General features: G+C 58.3%; 17 protein-coding genes, 1 tRNA gene and 2 pseudogenes. 13 read left to right on the top strand and 7 right to left on the bottom strand.

Going from position 1 to position 17,954, the window contains the following annotated elements:
• Positions 1 to 10: 10 nt before the first annotated feature.
• The 3 genes from ACZ6YA_RS01985 (at position 11) to ACZ6YA_RS01975 (ending at position 3,834) form a co-directional block, all read left to right on the top strand.
• Positions 11 to 736: a transporter substrate-binding domain-containing protein gene (locus ACZ6YA_RS01985; RefSeq protein ID WP_465895083.1), complete on the top strand. Its 726-nt coding sequence runs from the start codon at positions 11 to 13 to the stop codon at positions 734 to 736.
• A 63-nt stretch (positions 737 to 799) separates the two neighbouring features.
• Positions 800 to 2,443 carry an acetolactate synthase large subunit gene (locus tag ACZ6YA_RS01980; protein WP_465895082.1) on the top strand — a complete coding sequence of 548 codons (1,644 nt, stop codon included), beginning with the start codon at positions 800 to 802 and terminating at the stop codon, positions 2,441 to 2,443.
• A gap of 449 nt (positions 2,444 to 2,892) precedes the next feature.
• Complete coding sequence (locus tag ACZ6YA_RS01975; RefSeq protein WP_465895081.1) at positions 2,893 to 3,834, top strand: cupin; 942 nt, start codon at positions 2,893 to 2,895, stop codon at positions 3,832 to 3,834.
• 9 nt (positions 3,835 to 3,843) lie between these two features.
• On the opposite strand, the gene ACZ6YA_RS01970 is transcribed toward ACZ6YA_RS01975, so the two are convergent.
• Entirely contained in the window at positions 3,844 to 4,746 is a 903-nt protein-coding gene (locus tag ACZ6YA_RS01970; RefSeq protein WP_465895080.1) for a LysR family transcriptional regulator, read from the bottom strand.
• A gap of 177 nt (positions 4,747 to 4,923) precedes the next feature.
• Positions 4,924 to 7,017, bottom strand: coding sequence for a TonB-dependent receptor (locus tag ACZ6YA_RS01965; protein ID WP_465895079.1), 2,094 nt, complete (start codon positions 7,015 to 7,017; stop codon positions 4,924 to 4,926).
• A gap of 533 nt (positions 7,018 to 7,550) precedes the next feature.
• Between ACZ6YA_RS01965 and ACZ6YA_RS01960 the strand changes: the two genes are divergently transcribed.
• The 10 genes and pseudogenes from ACZ6YA_RS01960 (at position 7,551) to ACZ6YA_RS01915 (ending at position 15,398) form a co-directional block, all read left to right on the top strand.
• Complete coding sequence (locus ACZ6YA_RS01960) at positions 7,551 to 8,183, top strand: hypothetical protein (protein ID WP_465895078.1); 633 nt, start codon at positions 7,551 to 7,553, stop codon at positions 8,181 to 8,183.
• Between the two features lie 219 nt (positions 8,184 to 8,402).
• Positions 8,403 to 8,624, top strand: coding sequence for an AlpA family transcriptional regulator (locus tag ACZ6YA_RS01955; protein ID WP_465895077.1), 222 nt, complete (start codon positions 8,403 to 8,405; stop codon positions 8,622 to 8,624).
• Positions 8,621 to 9,499: a ParA family protein gene (locus tag ACZ6YA_RS01950; protein WP_465895076.1), complete on the top strand. Its 879-nt coding sequence runs from the start codon at positions 8,621 to 8,623 to the stop codon at positions 9,497 to 9,499. Before ACZ6YA_RS01955 ends, ACZ6YA_RS01950 begins: the two co-directional genes overlap by 4 nt.
• A 14-nt stretch (positions 9,500 to 9,513) precedes the next feature.
• Positions 9,514 to 11,049, top strand: coding sequence for a ParB family protein (locus tag ACZ6YA_RS01945; RefSeq protein ID WP_465895075.1), 1,536 nt, complete (start codon positions 9,514 to 9,516; stop codon positions 11,047 to 11,049).
• 16 nt (positions 11,050 to 11,065) lie between these two features.
• Positions 11,066 to 11,617 carry a DUF2857 domain-containing protein gene (locus ACZ6YA_RS01940; RefSeq protein WP_465895074.1) on the top strand — a complete coding sequence of 184 codons (552 nt, stop codon included), beginning with the start codon at positions 11,066 to 11,068 and terminating at the stop codon, positions 11,615 to 11,617.
• Positions 11,611 to 12,831: an STY4528 family pathogenicity island replication protein gene (locus ACZ6YA_RS01935; RefSeq protein WP_465895073.1), complete on the top strand. Its 1,221-nt coding sequence runs from the start codon at positions 11,611 to 11,613 to the stop codon at positions 12,829 to 12,831. Before ACZ6YA_RS01940 ends, ACZ6YA_RS01935 begins: the two co-directional genes overlap by 7 nt.
• Positions 12,832 to 12,982: 151 nt before the next feature.
• Positions 12,983 to 13,738 (top strand): PFL_4669 family integrating conjugative element protein, encoded by a 756-nt coding sequence (locus ACZ6YA_RS01930; RefSeq protein WP_465895072.1) that lies wholly within the window; start codon positions 12,983 to 12,985, stop codon positions 13,736 to 13,738.
• The gene (locus ACZ6YA_RS01925; RefSeq protein ID WP_465895071.1) at positions 13,735 to 14,244 is read left to right on the top strand and encodes a DUF3158 family protein; all 510 of its coding nucleotides are present in this window, start codon (positions 13,735 to 13,737) and stop codon (positions 14,242 to 14,244) included. The genes ACZ6YA_RS01930 and ACZ6YA_RS01925 overlap by 4 nt, the downstream gene beginning before the upstream one ends.
• A gap of 46 nt (positions 14,245 to 14,290) precedes the next feature.
• Positions 14,291 to 15,124: pseudogene (locus ACZ6YA_RS01920) on the top strand (DNA topoisomerase); the annotation flags it as partial.
• Between the two features lie 70 nt (positions 15,125 to 15,194).
• Positions 15,195 to 15,398, top strand: a complete 204-nt coding sequence (locus tag ACZ6YA_RS01915) for a hypothetical protein (protein WP_465895335.1) — start codon at positions 15,195 to 15,197, stop codon at positions 15,396 to 15,398.
• Between the two features lie 33 nt (positions 15,399 to 15,431).
• On the opposite strand, the pseudogene ACZ6YA_RS01910 reads toward ACZ6YA_RS01915, so the two are convergent.
• The 5 genes and pseudogenes from ACZ6YA_RS01910 to ihfA all read right to left on the bottom strand — a co-directional run.
• Positions 15,432 to 15,824: pseudogene (locus ACZ6YA_RS01910) on the bottom strand (DEAD/DEAH box helicase family protein); the annotation flags it as partial.
• 817 nt (positions 15,825 to 16,641) lie between these two features.
• Positions 16,642 to 16,869 (bottom strand): hypothetical protein, encoded by a 228-nt coding sequence (locus ACZ6YA_RS01905; protein ID WP_465895070.1) that lies wholly within the window; start codon positions 16,867 to 16,869, stop codon positions 16,642 to 16,644.
• Between the two features lie 270 nt (positions 16,870 to 17,139).
• Positions 17,140 to 17,216: transfer RNA gene (locus ACZ6YA_RS01900), tRNA-Pro, on the bottom strand.
• 97 nt (positions 17,217 to 17,313) lie between these two features.
• Positions 17,314 to 17,670 (bottom strand): MerR family transcriptional regulator, encoded by a 357-nt coding sequence (locus ACZ6YA_RS01895; protein ID WP_008100384.1) that lies wholly within the window; start codon positions 17,668 to 17,670, stop codon positions 17,314 to 17,316.
• Positions 17,651 to 17,953, bottom strand: coding sequence for an integration host factor subunit alpha (gene ihfA, locus ACZ6YA_RS01890; RefSeq protein WP_003250679.1), 303 nt, complete (start codon positions 17,951 to 17,953; stop codon positions 17,651 to 17,653). The genes ACZ6YA_RS01895 and ihfA overlap by 20 nt, the downstream gene beginning before the upstream one ends.
• Between the last annotated feature and the right edge of the window lies 1 nt (position 17,954).

The raw sequence follows: 17,954 nt of genomic DNA, 5'->3' as shown, positions 1-17,954 counted from the left end.
TGGAGAAGGTATGAGCCCTATTGCCCAGCAGGTTCTCAAGGACCTGGCGCCAAACGGCATTCTGCGTGCGGCGATCAACTTCGGTAACCCAGTGCTGGCTCAGCCAAGCGCTGACGGAGAACCGCATGGTGTTTCTGTTGCACTTGCTAAATCGCTGGCCGAAGAGCTGGGCGTAGGTCTCGAATTGCGCACATACGACGCGGCCGGGAAGGTATTCGCTGCACTTGAAGAAAACGCGTGGACGTTGGCCTTCCTGGCTATCGAGCCTGTCCGCGCCGCCCAGATCAGCTTCAGTGAACCCTACGTACTTATCGAAGGGACCTATCTGGTAAAGGCCGAGTCGCCCTATTCCAAAATCGAGGACCTGGATCAACCTGGACTTCGGCTTGCGGTAGGCAACGGCGCTGCTTACGACCTGTACCTGTCACGTACGTTGCAGCATGCAGAGCTACACCGAACTGACACGTCTGCAGGTGCAGTAGACCTATTCATTGACAAAGGCCTGGATGCTGCCGCCGGGGTCAGACAACCGCTGGAACAAATCACAGCCAAGAATCCGAATTATCGGGTGATGCAGGGAGCCTTCACCGCTATCCGCCAAGCAGTCGCAGTGCCACGCGGCCGTGATGCGGGAGCAGCCTATGTGCGGGATTTCGTCGAGCGACGACTTGCCGAGGGTTTCGTCCGAGGCGCGTTACTGGCCAGTGGACAAACAGACGTCAGCGCACCTCGCTGAGGTCGATAGCCTGCAGGTGCGTCTCGCCTGCTTCAAACCGTGATAACTGAGGTAATAAGCAAGATGGCTAAGGCCGCCGATGTCGTTGTGCAATGCCTGGAAAACGAAGGTGTCGAGTATGTATTCGGCATTCCTGGTGAAGAGAACCTCGACCTGCTGGAATCCCTGCGCAAGTCGAAGATCAAGCTGGTACTGACCCGTCACGAGCAATCCGCAGGCTTCATGGCCGCCACCTACGGTCGCCTGACCGGCAAGACCGGCGTCAGCCTGTCGACCCTGGGCCCTGGTGCGACCAACCTGGTGACTGCCAGTGCATACGCCTACCTTGGCGGCATGCCGATGATGATGATCACCGGCCAGAAACCGATCAAGAAGTCAAAGCAGGGCCGGTTCCAGATCATCGACGTGTGCGGCATGATGGACCCCATCACCAAGTACACCCACCAGTTCGCCTCGGCCGACAACATCCCGGCGCGCATGCGTGAAGCCTTCCGCCTGGCGGAAGAAGAAAAGCCGGGCGCCGTGCACCTGGAACTGCCTGAAGACATCGCTGCCGAGCAGACTGATGCCCTGCCGGTCCCACGCAGCCTGCACCGCCGCCCACTGGCCGAACATAAGTCGATTGAAGCCGCCGTTGAAAAGCTGCAGAACGCACGCAGCCCGATCCTGGTGATCGGTGCCGGTGCCAACCGCAAGATGACCGCCAAGGTCCTTCAGCAGCTGATCGACAAGACCGGCATCCCGTTCATCACTACCCAGATGGGTAAAGGTGTGGTCGATGAGCGTCACCCGCGCTTCCTCGGTAACGCTGCGCTGTCGTCCGGTGACTTCGTTCACCGCGCTGTAGAAGCCGCCGACCTGATCATCAACATCGGCCACGATGTGATCGAGAAGCCACCGTTCTTCATGGTCCGTGGCGGTACCGAAGTGATTCACGTGAGCTTCCGTTCGGCCGAGGTGGATGCGGTGTACTTCCCGCAGGTCGAAGTGATCGGCGACATCGCCAACGCCGTCTGGCAGATCAGCGAAGCGCTGACCGACACCAGCCACTGGGACTTCACCCGCCTGCTGGCCATCCGTGAAGCGAACGAAGCGCAGATCGCCGAAGGTGCCGACGACAACCGCTTCCCGGTCTACCCGCAGCGCCTGGTCGCCGACATCCGCCGCGTATTACCGTCCGAAGGCATCGTGGCTTTGGACAACGGTATCTACAAGATCTGGTTCGCCCGCAATTACAAGGCGCACAAGCCGAACACCGTACTGCTCGACAACGCCCTGGCGACCATGGGCGCTGGCCTGCCATCGGCGATGGCTTCGCATCTGGTCTATCCGGATCGCCCAGTCATCTCGGTATGCGGCGACGGCGGTTTCATGATGAACAGCCAGGAGCTGGAAACCGCAGTTCGTCTGGGCATGCACATCACTGTGGTGATCCTGCGTGACGACGGCTACGGCATGATCCGCTGGAAGCAGGCCAACATGGGCTTCACCGATTTCGGTCTGGACTACGGCAACCCGGACTTCGTCAAGTACGCCGAAGCCTACGGTGCCAACGGCCACCGCGTGGAAAGCGCCGAAGGCCTGCTGCCGCTGCTGGAACACTGCATCAAGACCCCGGGCGTGCACGTGATCGACTGCCCAGTCGACTACAGCGAGAACGACCGGATCTTGAACATGGATCTTCGCGAACGCTCGATGGCCATTTAAGGCGACTAGATGGCCTGTAGGTTGTCAAGATTGCTACAGGTTTCTCAAACGTTGACTGGCAAAAGCCCCATCCTGGGATGCATAGGTCAACACAAAGCCCGCATTCGCGGGCTTTTTGCTCTTTAGATAACGAGCGTAGGCAGGCGCCCATTTATTTCTACGGAACTGCAGGCTCGCTCAACAAGCCGAGGCGCTGGTTTCCTAGCTCTACGGTCCTGAAGGCCAGAACGCCTTCTCGCGACATTGTTGTACCAAGGCTCTGTGTGATACCAACCGATATCGCCGGCCGAAAACCATTCCGCTTCCGCCAAATTTTCTCTGCGTTGCTCAGAATGCCCCTTACATCCCCCACTGACACAACACCTATGCGGGCAGGGGTCTTAATCCAAGTACATTCAGTTCTTACATTGGTCCTCGCAATACGACATTTTCAGAAGAGAGGTCCTACCGTGAACAGTCCCATCCATGAGCAAATCGAATCAGCCATCCCTTCTTACCAAGCGGATGCAGAGTTCTTTGAGTACAGCAAAGCTGCCAACCCAATCGGGTCAAAGCTCATCTCTAGAATCCCTTACCGGACATTTCCTGCCTCTCTTCATCAGGACGGTGAATCGAGAATCGTGCCTCTCGATTTGAGCGAAGACCTGGGTTGCATTGGTCCAGCCACAGGCCCAGGACTTTGCGCGAACTTCATCCGTTTGGTTGCTGGAGATACGCTGCACCTTTCACCGAATGCGACTTCTCAGGTTCTGTTTGTGATCACGGGCGAAGGGCATCTCACCTATGACCAGACCACGTTTAACTGGAGCAAAGGCTGTTTCATAGCGCTGCCGGCCACCCACACGACCAAGCTGAAAGCAGCTTCCGATTGCCAATTCTACTACGTGCACGACGAGCCGCTACTGCGTTATCTCGGCGTTGAGCAACGTGTTGACCGCTTTGTGCCGACGCTGTACACAGGAGAAGAGGCAAATGCCTACCTGCGTGAAGCTGCCGCAGATCCGCGGGCAAGCGATCGCAGCCGAATAAGCATCCTTCTCGGTAACCGAAACTTTCCGCAGACGCGCACGGTTACACATGTGCTGTGGGCAATGTACGGCTTGGTTCCGGCAGGTGCAGTACAAAAACCACACAGGCACCAGTCGATTGCATTGGACTTTATTGTGGACTGCCCGCCCGGGTGCTACAGCCTCGTAGGGACCCAACTCGACGACGCGGGGAACATCGTCAACCCTACCCGCATCGACTGGAATCCAGGTTTAGCGTTCGTAACCCCTCCAGGTTATTGGCATGCGCACTTCAACGAATCGAGTCAAGAAGCCTTCCTCATCCCTATCCAAGATGCGGGCCTGCAGACTTGGCTGAGAGCGCTGGATATCCGCTTTAGCTGATCTCGAGGATCAGATCCGCCAATAGGGAGAATGACCAATACGCCCGACCATGAAATCAATGAACGAGCGCACCTTCGAGGAAACTATTCGCTTTGGCGGGTAGATGAACCACAACGAGCTCCTGCCCCCATCAGGTTGGCACTCCCATTCCGGAAGGCAACGCACCAGTTCACCCCGGCATAAAGGTGCATGTGCCAGCCAGGTGGGCAGCAGAGCGACCCCTAGCCCTTCTACAACGGCTATCAGCTGCGCCTCTAGGTCATTGATTCTGAGCGACACAACCTGACTTTGGGTCAACGCATCATCGCCCAGGCGCCAATTCAGATTGAGCTGCGCCTTGCCACAGATAAAACCCACATTTTTCAGATCTCTGGGGTGCAGCGGCACATTCCCACTATCGCAGGAGGCTGCAGCACATAGCACCCACTGCTCGTCCGCGATTTTTCTAGCTTTTAGTGAAGAGTCCGGTAGAGATCCAATCCTGATGGCAAGATCTGCTCCGGCATCGATGAGATTGACCTGACTATCGTCGCACGTCAAATCCACCTGAATTTGCGGAAATTGCTCTCGGAACTGTCCTAGGGCCGGCACAATATGGTGTCGTGCGAAAGCAGGTGGGACGTTGAGCTGGAGCACTCCGCGAGGCGCGTCGTTCAGTGAGGATGCAGCCGCTCGCGCAGTCTCCAATTCTTCCAGCACCCGCCGAGCATGCGTAAGAAAGGTACGACCGCCCTCTGTCAGCTTCAGCGAGCGGGTTGAGCGGTTGAAGAGCGCAATGCCAAGGTCGGCTTCAAGGTCACTGATATAGCGAGACACGGTTGAAGCCTTGACTTCCAACTCCTCGGCCGCACGAGAGAAATTATTGAAACGTGCAGCCTCTACGAAAGCGTTCAACGCATTGAAGTAGTCCAACAGTGTACCTCCGCCCTCGCCTTGTCACGCCTCCATGGCCCATCGCATGGTCATATTACGTAGTGTTACGGTAAAACCGCTAGGCCTGACTGAGAGATGATTTGCCGACCAGGCCACACGGGCGACTGCTGATTGCCCGGTCACTAGAGCCCAGGTCAACCAATTACATCATTCGACTTAGAAACGATAATCCACTCGGAGGCTCGCGCTGCGGGGGGCCCCTGGGTAGTTCGAATTATCGCTGCCAGCCTTGGCAGAGACGAAATACTCGCGGTTGAATAGATTATCAACATTGAGAGTCACGTCGTAATGCTCGCTACGATATCCGCCTGCCAGTTCAGCCGTGGTGTACGAGCCAAGCGACACCTTATTGTTTGGAGAGGTGAATCGCTCTCCTTCGTATCGCCCGCCCCCAGCGACATAGAAACCGGCCCCCAGCTCTTTCTTCAACCAGACACTCGCGCTGCTTTTTGGGGTAAGGGGGCTCGTATTACCGACAATGGCTTCGACCGGTGAATCAATCATTTCACCCTTCAACCATGCGTAACCTGCATAAGTCGACCAGCCATTTCCAAGATCGCCATTGATGGAGAATTCAACACCGCGGGTGCGCTGTGTACCGGCGTCCAGGGAGAAACGAGTGTCTGTTGGATCGTCCATCAAGATGCCAGTTCGGGTCATGTCGAACACCGATACCGTCGCCGAGAACTTTTCGTTGATGTCGAACTTAGCGCCGACCTCCTTGTTGACGGTCTCCTCTGGGTCCAATTCATCGCTGTTTCGGCGCAATTCTCCGTTATCAGCCATTGGCTGGAAGGACCGGCTGTAGGTGGCATAAAGCGACACCCAGTCCGTCGGCTCATAAACAAGGCCAATGCGTGGACTGAACGTGTTGTCCGTGCGTTCCAAGTCCATATCAGCGGTGCCATCATCACTACGCTTCGTCGCCAGGCGATCGAAGCGTCCGCCCATCATCAGCTTCCACTGAGGGGTGATTGTGATGAGGTCCTGAAGATATAAGCCGGCAATCGAGATATGGGTATCAGCGTCCGGGTTGGCCGCCGTGGAGCCAGGAATCTCCGGGAAGTCGATCAACTGCGGATTGAACACATCGTAGGTGGCGACGTTGCGAAGCGTCAGGCCTTTATCCTTCCGATCTTGGTAGCCGACCTCGATACCGTAGAGCGCCTCATGACTGAACGGGCCGGTCTCGAACTTATGCTTCAGTTCATTCTGCCAAAATACCCCATGTTCTTCCTTGTAACGCGCAGCGCGGTTGATACTGACCTTGTTTGTCGTCGTGTTGACAGTACCGAATGTCACGTACTTCCGGGTCACGTCAGAATCGTATGCCCGCAAAGCACTATGCAGGCTGAGAGAATCACTCAATGTACGATCAAGGGTGATCGTCGAGCCCTTCACCGTCGTCTCCACGTAGTTCTGGCCTTTCGCATCACGCGACCCGTAATACGTGTCGATATCAGCATCCACCGGATGATCGCCATAAGCGGGAAGACCTGTGTCTGCCAAGCGTTTGTCGTGGAGATAATCAGCTTGCAATGTCAAGGTTGTATCTGGATCGATGTTGAACTGGATAGAAGGCGCGAAGGCCTGCCGCTCAAGAAAATACCGATCACGGAAACCATCAGAATCCTCCAGGGCGCCTGTGAGCCTGACACGAATGGAATCGTCTTCGTTGGCCCCCCCCAGATCCATTTCAGTTCGGCGCTGCCCTTCAGTTGAGCCCATTATGCTGAGCTGCTGGACAGGGTTAGCCTCAGGTTTTTTCGTCACTCGGTTGATCAGCCCTCCTGACGATCCGCGCCCATAAAGCACAGAAGAAGGCCCCTTGAGGACCTCGACCCTATCGATATTGGACAGGTCCCGGAAGTAATAGGCGTCATCACGCATGCCATCTAGGTACATGTCATTCAGCGCCGAAAAACCGCGAATCACAAACTGATCCCGCTGGCCATCACCTGCGTCCTGAGAAACACCAGGGACATTCTTGAGGGCGCCCTGCAATGTCGTAAAGTTGCGGTCTTTGATCAGCTCCGCCGGCACAACATCGACGGTTTGTGGCACATCCTTGAGCGGAATGTCCGTTTTGGTAGCCGTGACGGCGGTGGTTGAGCGGTATGGCTGGCTAGCTTGTTCTGCGGAAATTTCTGTGGAAGGCAAGGTCAGCTGCCCCTGCTCACTCGCCTGCGCGCCGCCCATTATCGAGCTACCGCACATGCTGATCACTGCAACAAAGGCCGTTCTGTTCATTCTCTTTTCTCGGGCTGCCTACCGTCCGCACCGAAGGACCAGGCAGCAACGCCCCTCCGACGGGGCGAGAATTTAATGAGAATTGATCTTAGTTTCAAGAAAAATCAGTCTGAGAGGTTTGTATTTATTATTCAAGTGACCAACCCGACCGAACACAAAAACGCAAGACACCATAAAAATTCATTTGTTTCAGTCACTTACGGAACGAAAAATCAACAAAAGCTGACTAATTCGTCAAGCAAGGTATACCAACTTACTTCTCCATGCAGAACATGAATTGTGCTAAATGTAAACATAAACACAAAAATAATGCCTTTGTTGTGTGGCTGGAGCAGTGGAGCATTCACACGACCAAAGCAACCGCTTCGCACAATCACGTCGAAACCTGTCGCGGATGAGCTTACGTCCTAGGAACGATGCTCCGATGGTGCTGTCACCATCTTTGGATCCAAAAAATAAGGGATCTGGTTCGCTGAAGAGGTGCCACGTGGGCAACGCAGCGAAATGGAAGTGTTCAGCAGGAGGCTGTCACCATGGTCTCATTTAGAAGCTCCTACCATCCCATTGATGCGGCAATTCTCTGGTGTGATCTCGCCGACCACGAAGCCGAGATCTTGCAAGTAGAGCTGTCTGATCCTGGCGGCTTGCTCAAGCACTTTCCCCAATGGCCTACGCTCCACCTTTACGCCGAGCGCATCTGCGACGCGATCATCTATGGGGAATTACCGGCAACCTATTTGGGAGGCCCCATTGGGCTGGATGATCCTGTGCGGCGCGCCTACTGGTCTATTCGCCATCCAGATCTGTACGGTTGGTTTGCCCGCACCTATCCGCACGAAAAGCCGGCATTTCTGTTTTCCCGGGAGAGTGATCATTCTCTTTGCGTGAGCCTGGGCGTGCATCTCGCACTCCAAGCGGATCGAGATGTCTTGCTGCGAGAGCTCGAAAGCCTCCGTCGAACGCATTCGGCACTCTGCAACCAGGAGTCACCTGAGCTCGACGATCCAACCAAGGCCCAAAAATACACGTCAAAATCCGGGGTTCTGTCTGAAAATGCCGCACTTCTGCTTTACGTGATCGTAGGTGCCCTGCTCGCTCTCATGTTGGGCAAGTCGGAGAAGGGTCTGCCCCGATCCATCTTCGATGATCAGGCAGCGGATCGTTGACGCCATAACGACGCTTTTCCCGGGTGTCCGCGGTTTGAAGAAACGCACCCTTGATCGGAAATTTGCGGAAGCCCGACGTCGTTTCGCTCAAGCCGAGCGGGCATGAGCCGCAATTGCCAGGCAATCCGAACGATTGCCTGGCAATGACTTCTATCGATTCCAGTTGTTGACTGAATGTCACATCCCACCACGCGCCATCCGGTGCTAAGGAGTGACATCATGCAACCGACCGCCCCTACCTCCGCTTCCGCCGACCGCCACATCATGCGGCGAGATGAAGTTGAACAGAAAACCGGCTTCAAACGTTCACACATCTACAACTTGATGAAAGCCGGCCAGTTTCCCCAATGCCGGCGCATCGGCACTCGCGCTGTGGGCTGGGATTCGCTCGAGATCGAGCAGTGGGTGCAAGACCGTCTCTCTACCGGGGAGAGATCATGAAAGTCTTCTCGTTGATCTCGACCAAGGGCGGCGCTGGCAAGACCACGGTCGCCGCCAACCTCAGCGGCCTGCTCGCCGATGCGGGGCTCCGGGTATTGATGTTGGACCTGGACAGTCAGCCGACGCTGTCCAGCTACTACGCCCTGAGTGGACCGTGTGAGGTCGGCTGCTACGAGCTGATCACCGAAGGGCTCTTGGGTGCAGATCAAGTAATCACGGCCACAGTCATCCCCCGCCTGTCGCTGATCGTTTCAAACGACCGGGCGGGTCACTTGAACACTGTGCTGCTGCATGCCGCCGATGGCCGCCTGCGCCTGCGCAATCTGCTGCCGGCGTTCTCCGATCATTTCGATGTGATGATCGTGGATACCCAGGGTGCCCGCAGCGTAGTGGTGGAGATGGCCGTGCTGGCTTCGGATTGCGCCTTGTGTCCTCTCCCCCCGGAGATGCTCGCCGCGCGCGAACTCCGACGGGGGACGCTGGGGCTGTTCGAAGAACTGGAGCCCTATCGATATCTGGGCGTGGCACTGCCGTCTGTGAAGCTGCTGCTCAACCAGGTCAATGCCAACCGCCGCGACACCCGTTTGATCATGCAGAGCTTGCAGACCACCTTTGAAGGTGATCCGCATGCCAGCGTCTGCGACACGGTCATTCCGGACCGGGTCGCGTACCTCAATGCGGCGTCGCTGGGGCTGCCGGTGCACCGTGTCGAAGCCACGCCTCCAGCCGGTAGCCGAAGCCGCTGCGCAGCGGCTGTCATGACCAGCTTGGCGCTCGAGCTGTTTCCCGAGTGGGCGGACAAGCTCTGCCTGGCGACCGTGAACGGCCGCCGGCAAGCACCTGCCAACTGCAGTCGACTGGCTGGGCATCGTTGATTGGAGGATGCGAGATGAAACCGCCAACCTCCGAAGACGTTACCCGGCAATTGCAACAGACGCATTTCCCGCAGAAGCCCCGAGAACAGCCGGCCAACCCGATGGCTGAAACGGCAATGGTCGTGACGCTGGAGCAATTGCGACCCTACGAACTGAATCCTCGCGTGGTGCGCAACCCGCTGTACGACGAACTCAAAGCCTCCATTCGCGAACGCGGCCTGGACCATCCTCCTTCTATCACTCGCAGGCCCAACGAGCAGCACTTTATCATTCGTAATGGCGGCAATACTCGCCTAAGCATCCTCGGCGAGCTGTGGCAGGAAACCCATGAGGAGCGTTTCTTCCGCCTCAACTGCCTGTTCCGACCCTGGCAATCCGAATCGCATGCCTTGCTCGGGCACTTGGCCGAAAGTGATCTGCATGGACAACTGACGTTCATCGAGCGGGCGCTGGCGGTCGCGAAGCTTTTGGACATGCTTCAGGAACCAGGAGAGGCCCTCAGCCAGCGTGAGCTGGCCGCACGCCTGAGCAAGGGTGGGTATCCCGTCTCCCAATCGCATATCAGCCGCATGTTCGATGCGCTGGAGTTTCTCCTGCCCTCCATTCCCCAAGTGCTCTATGCAGGCCTCGGCAAACCCAACATCGAACGCGCTATTACCCTGCGACGCCGAGCGGAGTCGACCTGGAATCAGTATCTCGGTGATCCCCAGCAATTCGCGCTGCTCTGGACGGAGGTGCTGTCCGCCTTCGATGACGAGAAACCCGAGCTGGATGCCAGCGATCTGCAGGATGAGCTGATCGCGAAAATGGCCGTGTACCTGAACCAATCGCCGCGCGTCCTGGCGCTGGATATCCACCAAGACAGCCGTGCGCTGCCGAACTCGACACCGCCAATGCCGAGCCTATCGCAACAAGGCGCAAACCCTAGCCCAGCACCTCCAGCGGACCAGGTTACTGAGTCAGCGCAAGTTCCTGAGGCGCAGAGCGTTGATCCGGGCGCGGCCAGTGTTAAAGACACACCCAACCCGGAATTTCGGCTGCCGTATATCTTGCAAGCGCTTGGAGGCGAATCGTCAGCGGCCGGACATTCTGAGCTCGGTGATTCAAACCGAGTCACCCCGAGTACGCTGAACAACCGTTCTGGGGCCGTTGATGACATCAGCAACCTGCGTGAACACTGCGCCAAGCTCGCGCAAGACCTGGCGATTTACGCCGATGCCGACGACTTGGTGCTGCGGCAATCAGAGGGTCTCGGTTTCAACCTTTCTCTGGACCAAGGCACGCCCCTCACCCCTCGACACAAGGGCATCCAACTGCTGCTCTCGGCGCTGCTGCGCCTGCAGGATGACGTGGCCTGGGCGCAACGCCAACAGCTCCCTGCCGCCCTGTTTGGGCAATTGCTGGTTGGCGTTTACGACCTGCCGTTTGCCGAGCGCCCGGCCCTGACCATTGGCCTCGAACGCTTGCCAGACGAACAGCTTGAGCAGCTGTTTGCCCTGATCCGCCATGCTCGGCAGCTGATCGATACCACGCTGTCGACCCTTCGTTAACGTGAGGAGCCACCTCATGACCACGACTTTCAACCTGTTGAACCATGCCATGTTGAATCAGGTGCTGCATGAGCTGCGCCACGGGCGGTTGCAACGCTGCAAAGCGCTCGGCCTGACGGATGAGGACATTGAGGTGTTGCAGTCGCTACCGCCGACCACGCTGTCACAGGTGGCGCATTCAACGATCAGCTGGGTGGAGATCAAGGTCGACACCACCGTACTGCGACGGCTCATCGCTCAGGCCGAGCGGGATGAGCTGAACGAGCGGTTGATCAACCGGGCACTGAAGCTGGGCGCCAGCTCCAACATCATGTACCGCTGCTTCGGCTTGGACCATTCGGAAACCGCCCTGCGCCGCCGGGTACTGAAGATCGAAACCCACCGCGGTCGACCAGTGCAACTCACCGAGGCGCAGGAGCATGCGGTGTGGAACCGCTGGAGCCAGTTGCGGAAGGAAGACCCTGACAATGATCCACTCGACGCGATGATGATGCTCGCCGAAGAGCAGCACATTAGCCTGACGCTGATCTGGCAACAAATCGAACTGTACGGAGGTGCCCCATGCTGAGCTTCTACGAGGTCGATTGGCAGGACGTCGTCCGTCAGTGCTACGACGCACTCCGACGGCGCTTGGAATGGCAGGCCGCCCAGGCCAAACTGGTAGAGTCCGCTGCTGCGGAGGCTCCGGTACGCACAATCTACTATGGCGACAATGATCCGCTGCCGATGAAGCTGTTGCTTGACCGCCGCCTCACGCCGCTGGAGCGCAACACCTGGCAGGTCCTGCGCTGGCTGATCACCGAGCGTAAGATACAAACACCCCGCTATCAGGACCTTCAGCCCTACCTGGCTACCAGCCCCTGCGGTACCCAGGCCTCCCGAGAAACGATCGCCCGAGCGCTCAATGTACTACGCACGACCCGCTGGCTCAGTCTGGTCGAGCGTTCGCGGGATGCCCAAGGCTGTCTGCGCGGCTGCGTCTATGTGCTGCACGGAGATCCATTGACCGCCGCCGAGCAATTGGAGCTCGACAGCGGCTACCGGTCACTGCTGCTGCAGAATCTGACCCATGCCACAAAGGGCGTCAGGGATGTCGCCGAACATGTGATCGCGGACATTCAGGCTGACCCCAGGGTCGCCGCTGCCGACAAGGCCATGCTTGCGACACCCCCGGCCGCGGCGGAGCAACACTCGCTGCCGCTGACCAACGCCGAGGCGGCGGATTCCGAACGTGGCGAAGGTCACCCGGTTCGGAATTTCACGGCGCCAGCAACCGATTCCGAATCCTGCGGCAGAACCCCTAGTTCCGCTGCCGTTCGGAATGCCGACGACGGCCGTACAGTACAGAAAGACAAAAGCAAAAAAAGTACAGTACTGGCGCACGTGGAGTTCGGACGAGCGCGCTGGCCAGAGAATCTCAAACTGAGCCCTGCCGAGCGGCGCATGGCCTCCCAGGCGATGCGCCCGCTCGGGCCAGAACAGCAACAAGCGGTAATCAACGAGGCGGCGGTGCGCTGCGCCCGCGGCGAGATCCGAAAACCAGTCGCCTATCTCATGGGGTTAATCAAGCGGGCGTGCTGCGGCGAATTCAACCTGTGGGCCGCCCGTAGCGATACGACTGCCCCAGAGCACGCACCTCGGCACCCGCCGGCCGCTGTGTCGGAACCTGAACCACCTCGCGAGCGCCGGCAGCCCGGCGAGCAGCGCACCGCCTCGCCACTTGCCCTCGCCTGCCTGGAAGAACTCAAACTGCGTTGCCGCGTCCCCGCTGCATCGACCTAGCGCCGGAACACAGTGGATTTGATGCCTAGTGCGATCAAATCCAGGGACGTCCACTGTTTGAAAATGCGAGCCCAGCACCTTCGCGTTGATCCACGCCGAGGGCGATGACTCAGCTCATCGTCTGCCTCACTTCAACGGCGAGGATCCGGCGATGGTCGACCACTACCAGCTCAACCTGGGCTCATTGCGCAGCAGCATCACGCTCACCCTGCACACCCACCATGCCGCGCGACTGTGGCAAGGACGAGCCGCCCGCGAGGGCGTACATGGCATCCTCGGCATGGCCGGCTACATCAGCGTGACCAACCTGCTCAAGCAGGCCAGCAGCCAGGACGACCCCTTCGCCGACTGGTTCATGCTGCAACTCGAAGACAAGCTGCTGCAGGCGAAGGCTGATCTGCAGACGTTGAACGAGCAAGTCAGCCTGGTGGAACGCGACCTGCCCACTCAGGTCGATGTCGGCGACAACCTCAATATCCATCCGGTGACCCTGCCGCTGTTCATCGGCAGCCAGCTTGGCTTTCTTGCGGTGTACCTGCTGACCGATTACGACACGCTGGTACGGCGGGTGCTGCTGGCGCATCACACCGCGCTGATTGGCCGGGGCGACATGGAGATCTGGATCGACCGCGGCGCGCATCTGCTGCGCAGCGTGTTCGGCCTGGCCCAGCGCTACCGACTGGCCGGCGTCAGCCGGGACGACGTGGCGGCCAACAACGCCCGCGCGCGTGAGGCCGTCGACAAGTTCGGCTTACCCCCGCAAGACGTCCTTGAGGGCACGCGCCGCTCCCGCTTCGCCCCGCCCATTCTGCGCCAAACGATGGACGCAAGTCTGGCCACAGCGCCGGCTGAGATCGCCGACGAGCACCTGATCCCGCCGCCCGCGTCGGAAGGCGGTGACGCATGACCCTGGCCGAAGCCATCGCACGGCGCCTTTCAACGGATGCTTATCGTCAGCTCGAACAGGGAGCCTCCCTAAAAGGCCTTTTAAAGCCTTTTAAGGGTAAGGGGGAGCTGCAGCAGTTCGCCGAATCAATCCTGCGCCTGCGTACCCAGGTCGCCGGGCTGATGGCGGGCATGCTGGCCATCGTGGCGCAGCCGCCCTTCTCACTGCTGGACCTGCGATTGGTGGTGCAGCACAGCGCAGCCGGGACGGACTTTCTACGCTGGCGCAGCCGTGACTTCAGCCGCATGGGCGCCGAGGTGTGGAAGCAGGCGATGGAGCAGCCGCACCTGGCACCTGCCGTGCGCGAGGCACTGCACCAGCTGGAGGTCAACCGCGTGGTGCTGAACCTGCAAATGAGCAGCCTGCACTCACTGCACCGCCAGGCCTCGGCGTCCGCCCACCAGTTACTCGACGCCGAGGTCGCCCTCGGCAGTTCTGTTTCACCCCACCCGGAGTCAATCCCATGAGTACGTTATTTGTTGGCGAAGGCAACATCGGCAGCGTCCCCGAGTTTTGGAGGATCTGCCCATCATCCCCGGGCGGTGGCAAGTCGTCGTCAAACCGAAGGTGGCCAAGCAGCTGAAGGTTATCCAGGGCCTGCTGCAGTCATGCTCCGAGGTGGTAATCGCCACCGACGCCGATCGCGAGGGCGAGATGATCGCTCGCGAAATCATTGAGCGTTGCCATTACCGCGGACCGGTCCTGCGCTTGTGGCTGTCTGCCCTGGATGAGGCATCGATCCGCCGGGCCTTGGCCGCGCTTCGTCCGGGTGAGCAGACCTTGCCGCTGTATCACTGTGCGCTGGCGAGATCCCGCGCCGACTGGCTGATCGGCATTAACCTCAGTCGTCTGTTCACCCTGCTGGGCCGGCGTGCCGGTTTTGACGGGATACTGCCAGTGGGCCGGGTGCAGACACCGACGTTGCGCTTGGTGGTCGAGCGCGATCGCGCCATCGCCAGCTTTGTCGCCCAACCATTCTGGACCATTGACGCCACGTTGGAGGCCGACGGCACGCGCTTTCGCGCACGTTGGCAGCCCCCGCCGCAAGCCTGCGATGACAGCGGTCGTTGCTTCACTGAGAGCGTCGTGCAGGAGGCCGCCGCACGACTGGGGCACCGAGCCTCGGCGCAGGTCTGCAGCGTCGAGATTGAGGCCGTCCGCGAAGGCCCGCCCCTCCCCTTTGACTTGGGCACCCTGCAGGAAGTCTGTTCCGCCAAGCTGGGCCTAGGCGTTCAAGAGACCCTGGCCGCAGCGCAGGCGTTGTACGAGAACCATAAGGCCACGACCTACCCACGAACCGACTGCGGCTTCCTGCCCGAAAACATGCTGGATGACGTGCCCAAGGTTTGTACAATTCAAACAGTGCGGCGGCACGTTTCTGTGACCGTGCACGCACCATCAGCAGGTGGTTGAATCCTTGGGCGCGGTCATTTCGCAACAGCTCGACTGCCTTGTCAGCCACTACCTGGTCAGCCAGTTCCAAGTTGTATTCGCGCACCGGATGGAACTCGATCGCCTTGAAGTAGCCATCGATCTGGGCATCCTTCAGCGGATAGTTGTAGATGATCTTGCCATCCAGCGGCTGGTTGTCCTCACGGAACGGCGTGGCAGTGAACTGTAGACAGGGCTTATCCTTGAAGGCGTTTTTGACCCGGTCCCAGGTCAGGGCGGCCACATGGTGCGCCTCATCGATGATCAGGTGACTGCACAACGCCGCCAAAACCTCCAAGGCCGGTTGGTCGAAACGCTGTAGCGCTTGCGGCGTGGCAACGATCACATTGGCATCAGCTAGCTGTTGGACCCCGTCAGCGGCCAGACCTGAGCCAATCGCCCGTACCACTGGGTTGAGTGCGATGGCCGAAACGGCACCAATCTCCCGCAACTTCTTCAGTTCATGGCATTTGTCGACCAGCTGGGAACGCAATGCGTCGGAAGGCACCAGCACAAGCGTCCTGGCTAATCGCCCAGCGACCAGGAGGCCGAGCATGGTGTCGGTTTTCCCGGTACCGGTCGGCATCACAATCGTGGCGGTCGTGGTGGGTGCCATCACCAGGTGCCCCAGGGCGGCGTACAGCGCGGCCAGTTGCGGCTTGCGCAACCCCGGCGTCTGGGTATCCCGGACGGCTAGATTGAAATTGAACAGATGCTGCTGCCAGCTGCGATAGACGTCTGCGTACTTCCCTGCTTCAACGGCCATTACGGGTACCAGGTGGAGGATGAGGATTAGCCTTGCCTAGCTAATGGCCACATGCTACCAGTGAAGCGCTGGCGCGGTGTAGTCCTCCAGGAGCCACCCCCAGCCCTAGGCAACTAACCATTTAGACGTACTATGCCGAGATAAGCCTCAGTTCGCTTCCGCTTCAGAAGCTCGATTTCCGCAGAGTGCTAAGGAGAGCCAGCATAGAAGTGGGGGACCAGATGGGGGACCAAAACCCTTCAGAAACGAAAAAGCCCGTCTAGGACGGGCTTTTTCTGGAAAAGTATGGCGGAAGCGTAGTGATTCGAACTCAGAATCATAGATGAACCGCATGCCCAACCTCGTGCTTGTAATTCAATGGCCGAGTGGCTTGGCACCAAACCTAGCCGGCATCACTGGCCGGATACTGACGATCCGGTCCACATGGAGCCGACCTGATGGTGATCGGTCCGCACGGTAAACTGGCGGAGTTACTTTCTGCTGTGGAATAGACGCTGAAGCTGAGTAGGCAGAATGAACCTGGCTAATTTAGAGCACATTGCGAGCACTTTTCTTTCACTCAATTTCCACAGCTCCATAGGGACAATCATGCCATCCCTACGTGATAGACCTTGCCCACCTAGCAGCGGGCTTTCTTTTGCCGCGCAGAATGTGAAAGGACGGGACCTCATCCGTACCCTATCAGACGATTCCCTTCAGCACCTTCCTGGCTATTCCGACATGCACAGGCGTACTCCGCCTCAGACCGGGTGGGATAGTTCAAAACCAGCCGTGTTTTGCCATGGGTATCATAGAGATCATACCCAGCACCAAGGACGGTTGGGACGCCGATACGGCGAGGAAATTGCTCTTTCTCGTGCGGCATGGCGGGGATTACAACAAAGCGTGTCTGCATGACCGTCCCTCTTCGTAGCAGTCCTTTAGTATTAGTCCCATTACATGAAAGCATCAAGGCAACTCATAGCGGACTGGCGTTGAGATGTCCGCGTGAAGAAGGGCTCACGGACAGAGCACTGCTAGAGGTTCATGCACGGCTGCCACGCCGAGGATTGAGCGCTTTCTCCGAGTAGGGGTATAAGTAGGGGTATTTCTGCGTGACCTGGATTTATCACCGCCCATAAAAAAATCCAGTCACCGCTAAGTGACTGGATTCTTTGGAGTTATTTGGTCGGGACGGAGTGATTCGAACACTCGACCCCTTGCACCCCATGCAAGTGCGCTACCGGGCTGCGCTACGCCCCGACTACATTCTCAACACTGCTAAGAACGATGAAGAATCTACTCTAACCATCTGATAAATGGAAGCTTTTTTTCAAAAAAATCCAATTATCGGCCAATCTCACTTCTTCAACACCACCAACACATCCTCTAACTCAACAATCATCTGCCGAATCAGCTGCTTGTACTGGCTTGACTCGTCCTTCACCTCATCACTGGAAAGCCGCAACCGCGCCCCGCCAATGGTGAACCCCTGATCATAAAGCAGCGCCCGAATCTGTCGGATCATCAGCACATCCTGCCGCTGATAATACCGCCGATTCCCCCGCCGCTTCACAGGGTTCAGCTGAGGAAACTCCTGCTCCCAATACCGCAACACATGCGGCTTCACCGCACAAAGCTCGCTCACTTCACCAATGGTGAAGTAGCGTTTGCCCGGTATGGGGGGCAGTTCGTCGTTATGGCTTGGTTCCAGCATAGGCCTCAACCCGGGCCTTCAACTTCTGCCCTGGACGAAAGGTGACGACGCGCCGTGCAGTGATCGGGATCTCTTCCCCAGTCTTGGGGTTGCGGCCCGGCCGCTGGCGTTTGTCGCGAAGGTCGAAGTTGCCGAAACCGGACAACTTGACCTGCTCGTTCTCTTCAAGTGCGTGCCGAATTTCTTCAAAAAACAGCTCGACCAGCTCCTTGGCCTCACGCTTGTTAAGCCCCAGCTCCTCGTACAGCCTTTCGGCCATCTCAGCTTTCGTCAGAGCACCCATG

It is taken from the genome of Pseudomonas sp. NPDC090752, from assembly GCF_055584805.1.
This window is presented reverse-complemented; position numbering and strand designations above follow the sequence as displayed.

What these genes read in the sequence shown, in the direction of transcription:
- ACZ6YA_RS01985 (WP_465895083.1), top strand. Translation starts at nt 11, where the DNA reads ATGAGCCCTATTGCCCAGCAGGTTCTCAAGGACCTGGCGCCAAACGGC.
- ACZ6YA_RS01980 (WP_465895082.1), top strand. Translation starts at nt 800, where the DNA reads ATGGCTAAGGCCGCCGATGTCGTTGTGCAATGCCTGGAAAACGAAGGT.
- ACZ6YA_RS01965 (WP_465895079.1), bottom strand. Translation starts at nt 7,017, where the DNA reads ATGAACAGAACGGCCTTTGTTGCAGTGATCAGCATGTGCGGTAGCTCG.
- ACZ6YA_RS01960 (WP_465895078.1), top strand. Translation starts at nt 7,551, where the DNA reads ATGGTCTCATTTAGAAGCTCCTACCATCCCATTGATGCGGCAATTCTC.
- ACZ6YA_RS01955 (WP_465895077.1), top strand. Translation starts at nt 8,403, where the DNA reads ATGCAACCGACCGCCCCTACCTCCGCTTCCGCCGACCGCCACATCATG.
- ACZ6YA_RS01950 (WP_465895076.1), top strand. Translation starts at nt 8,621, where the DNA reads ATGAAAGTCTTCTCGTTGATCTCGACCAAGGGCGGCGCTGGCAAGACC.
- ACZ6YA_RS01945 (WP_465895075.1), top strand. Translation starts at nt 9,514, where the DNA reads ATGAAACCGCCAACCTCCGAAGACGTTACCCGGCAATTGCAACAGACG.
- ACZ6YA_RS01940 (WP_465895074.1), top strand. Translation starts at nt 11,066, where the DNA reads ATGACCACGACTTTCAACCTGTTGAACCATGCCATGTTGAATCAGGTG.
- ACZ6YA_RS01935 (WP_465895073.1), top strand. Translation starts at nt 11,611, where the DNA reads ATGCTGAGCTTCTACGAGGTCGATTGGCAGGACGTCGTCCGTCAGTGC.
- ACZ6YA_RS01930 (WP_465895072.1), top strand. Translation starts at nt 12,983, where the DNA reads ATGGTCGACCACTACCAGCTCAACCTGGGCTCATTGCGCAGCAGCATC.
- ACZ6YA_RS01925 (WP_465895071.1), top strand. Translation starts at nt 13,735, where the DNA reads ATGACCCTGGCCGAAGCCATCGCACGGCGCCTTTCAACGGATGCTTAT.
- ACZ6YA_RS01905 (WP_465895070.1), bottom strand. Translation starts at nt 16,869, where the DNA reads ATGCAGACACGCTTTGTTGTAATCCCCGCCATGCCGCACGAGAAAGAG.
- ACZ6YA_RS01895 (WP_008100384.1), bottom strand. Translation starts at nt 17,670, where the DNA reads ATGCTGGAACCAAGCCATAACGACGAACTGCCCCCCATACCGGGCAAA.
- ihfA (WP_003250679.1), bottom strand. Translation starts at nt 17,953, where the DNA reads ATGGGTGCTCTGACGAAAGCTGAGATGGCCGAAAGGCTGTACGAGGAG.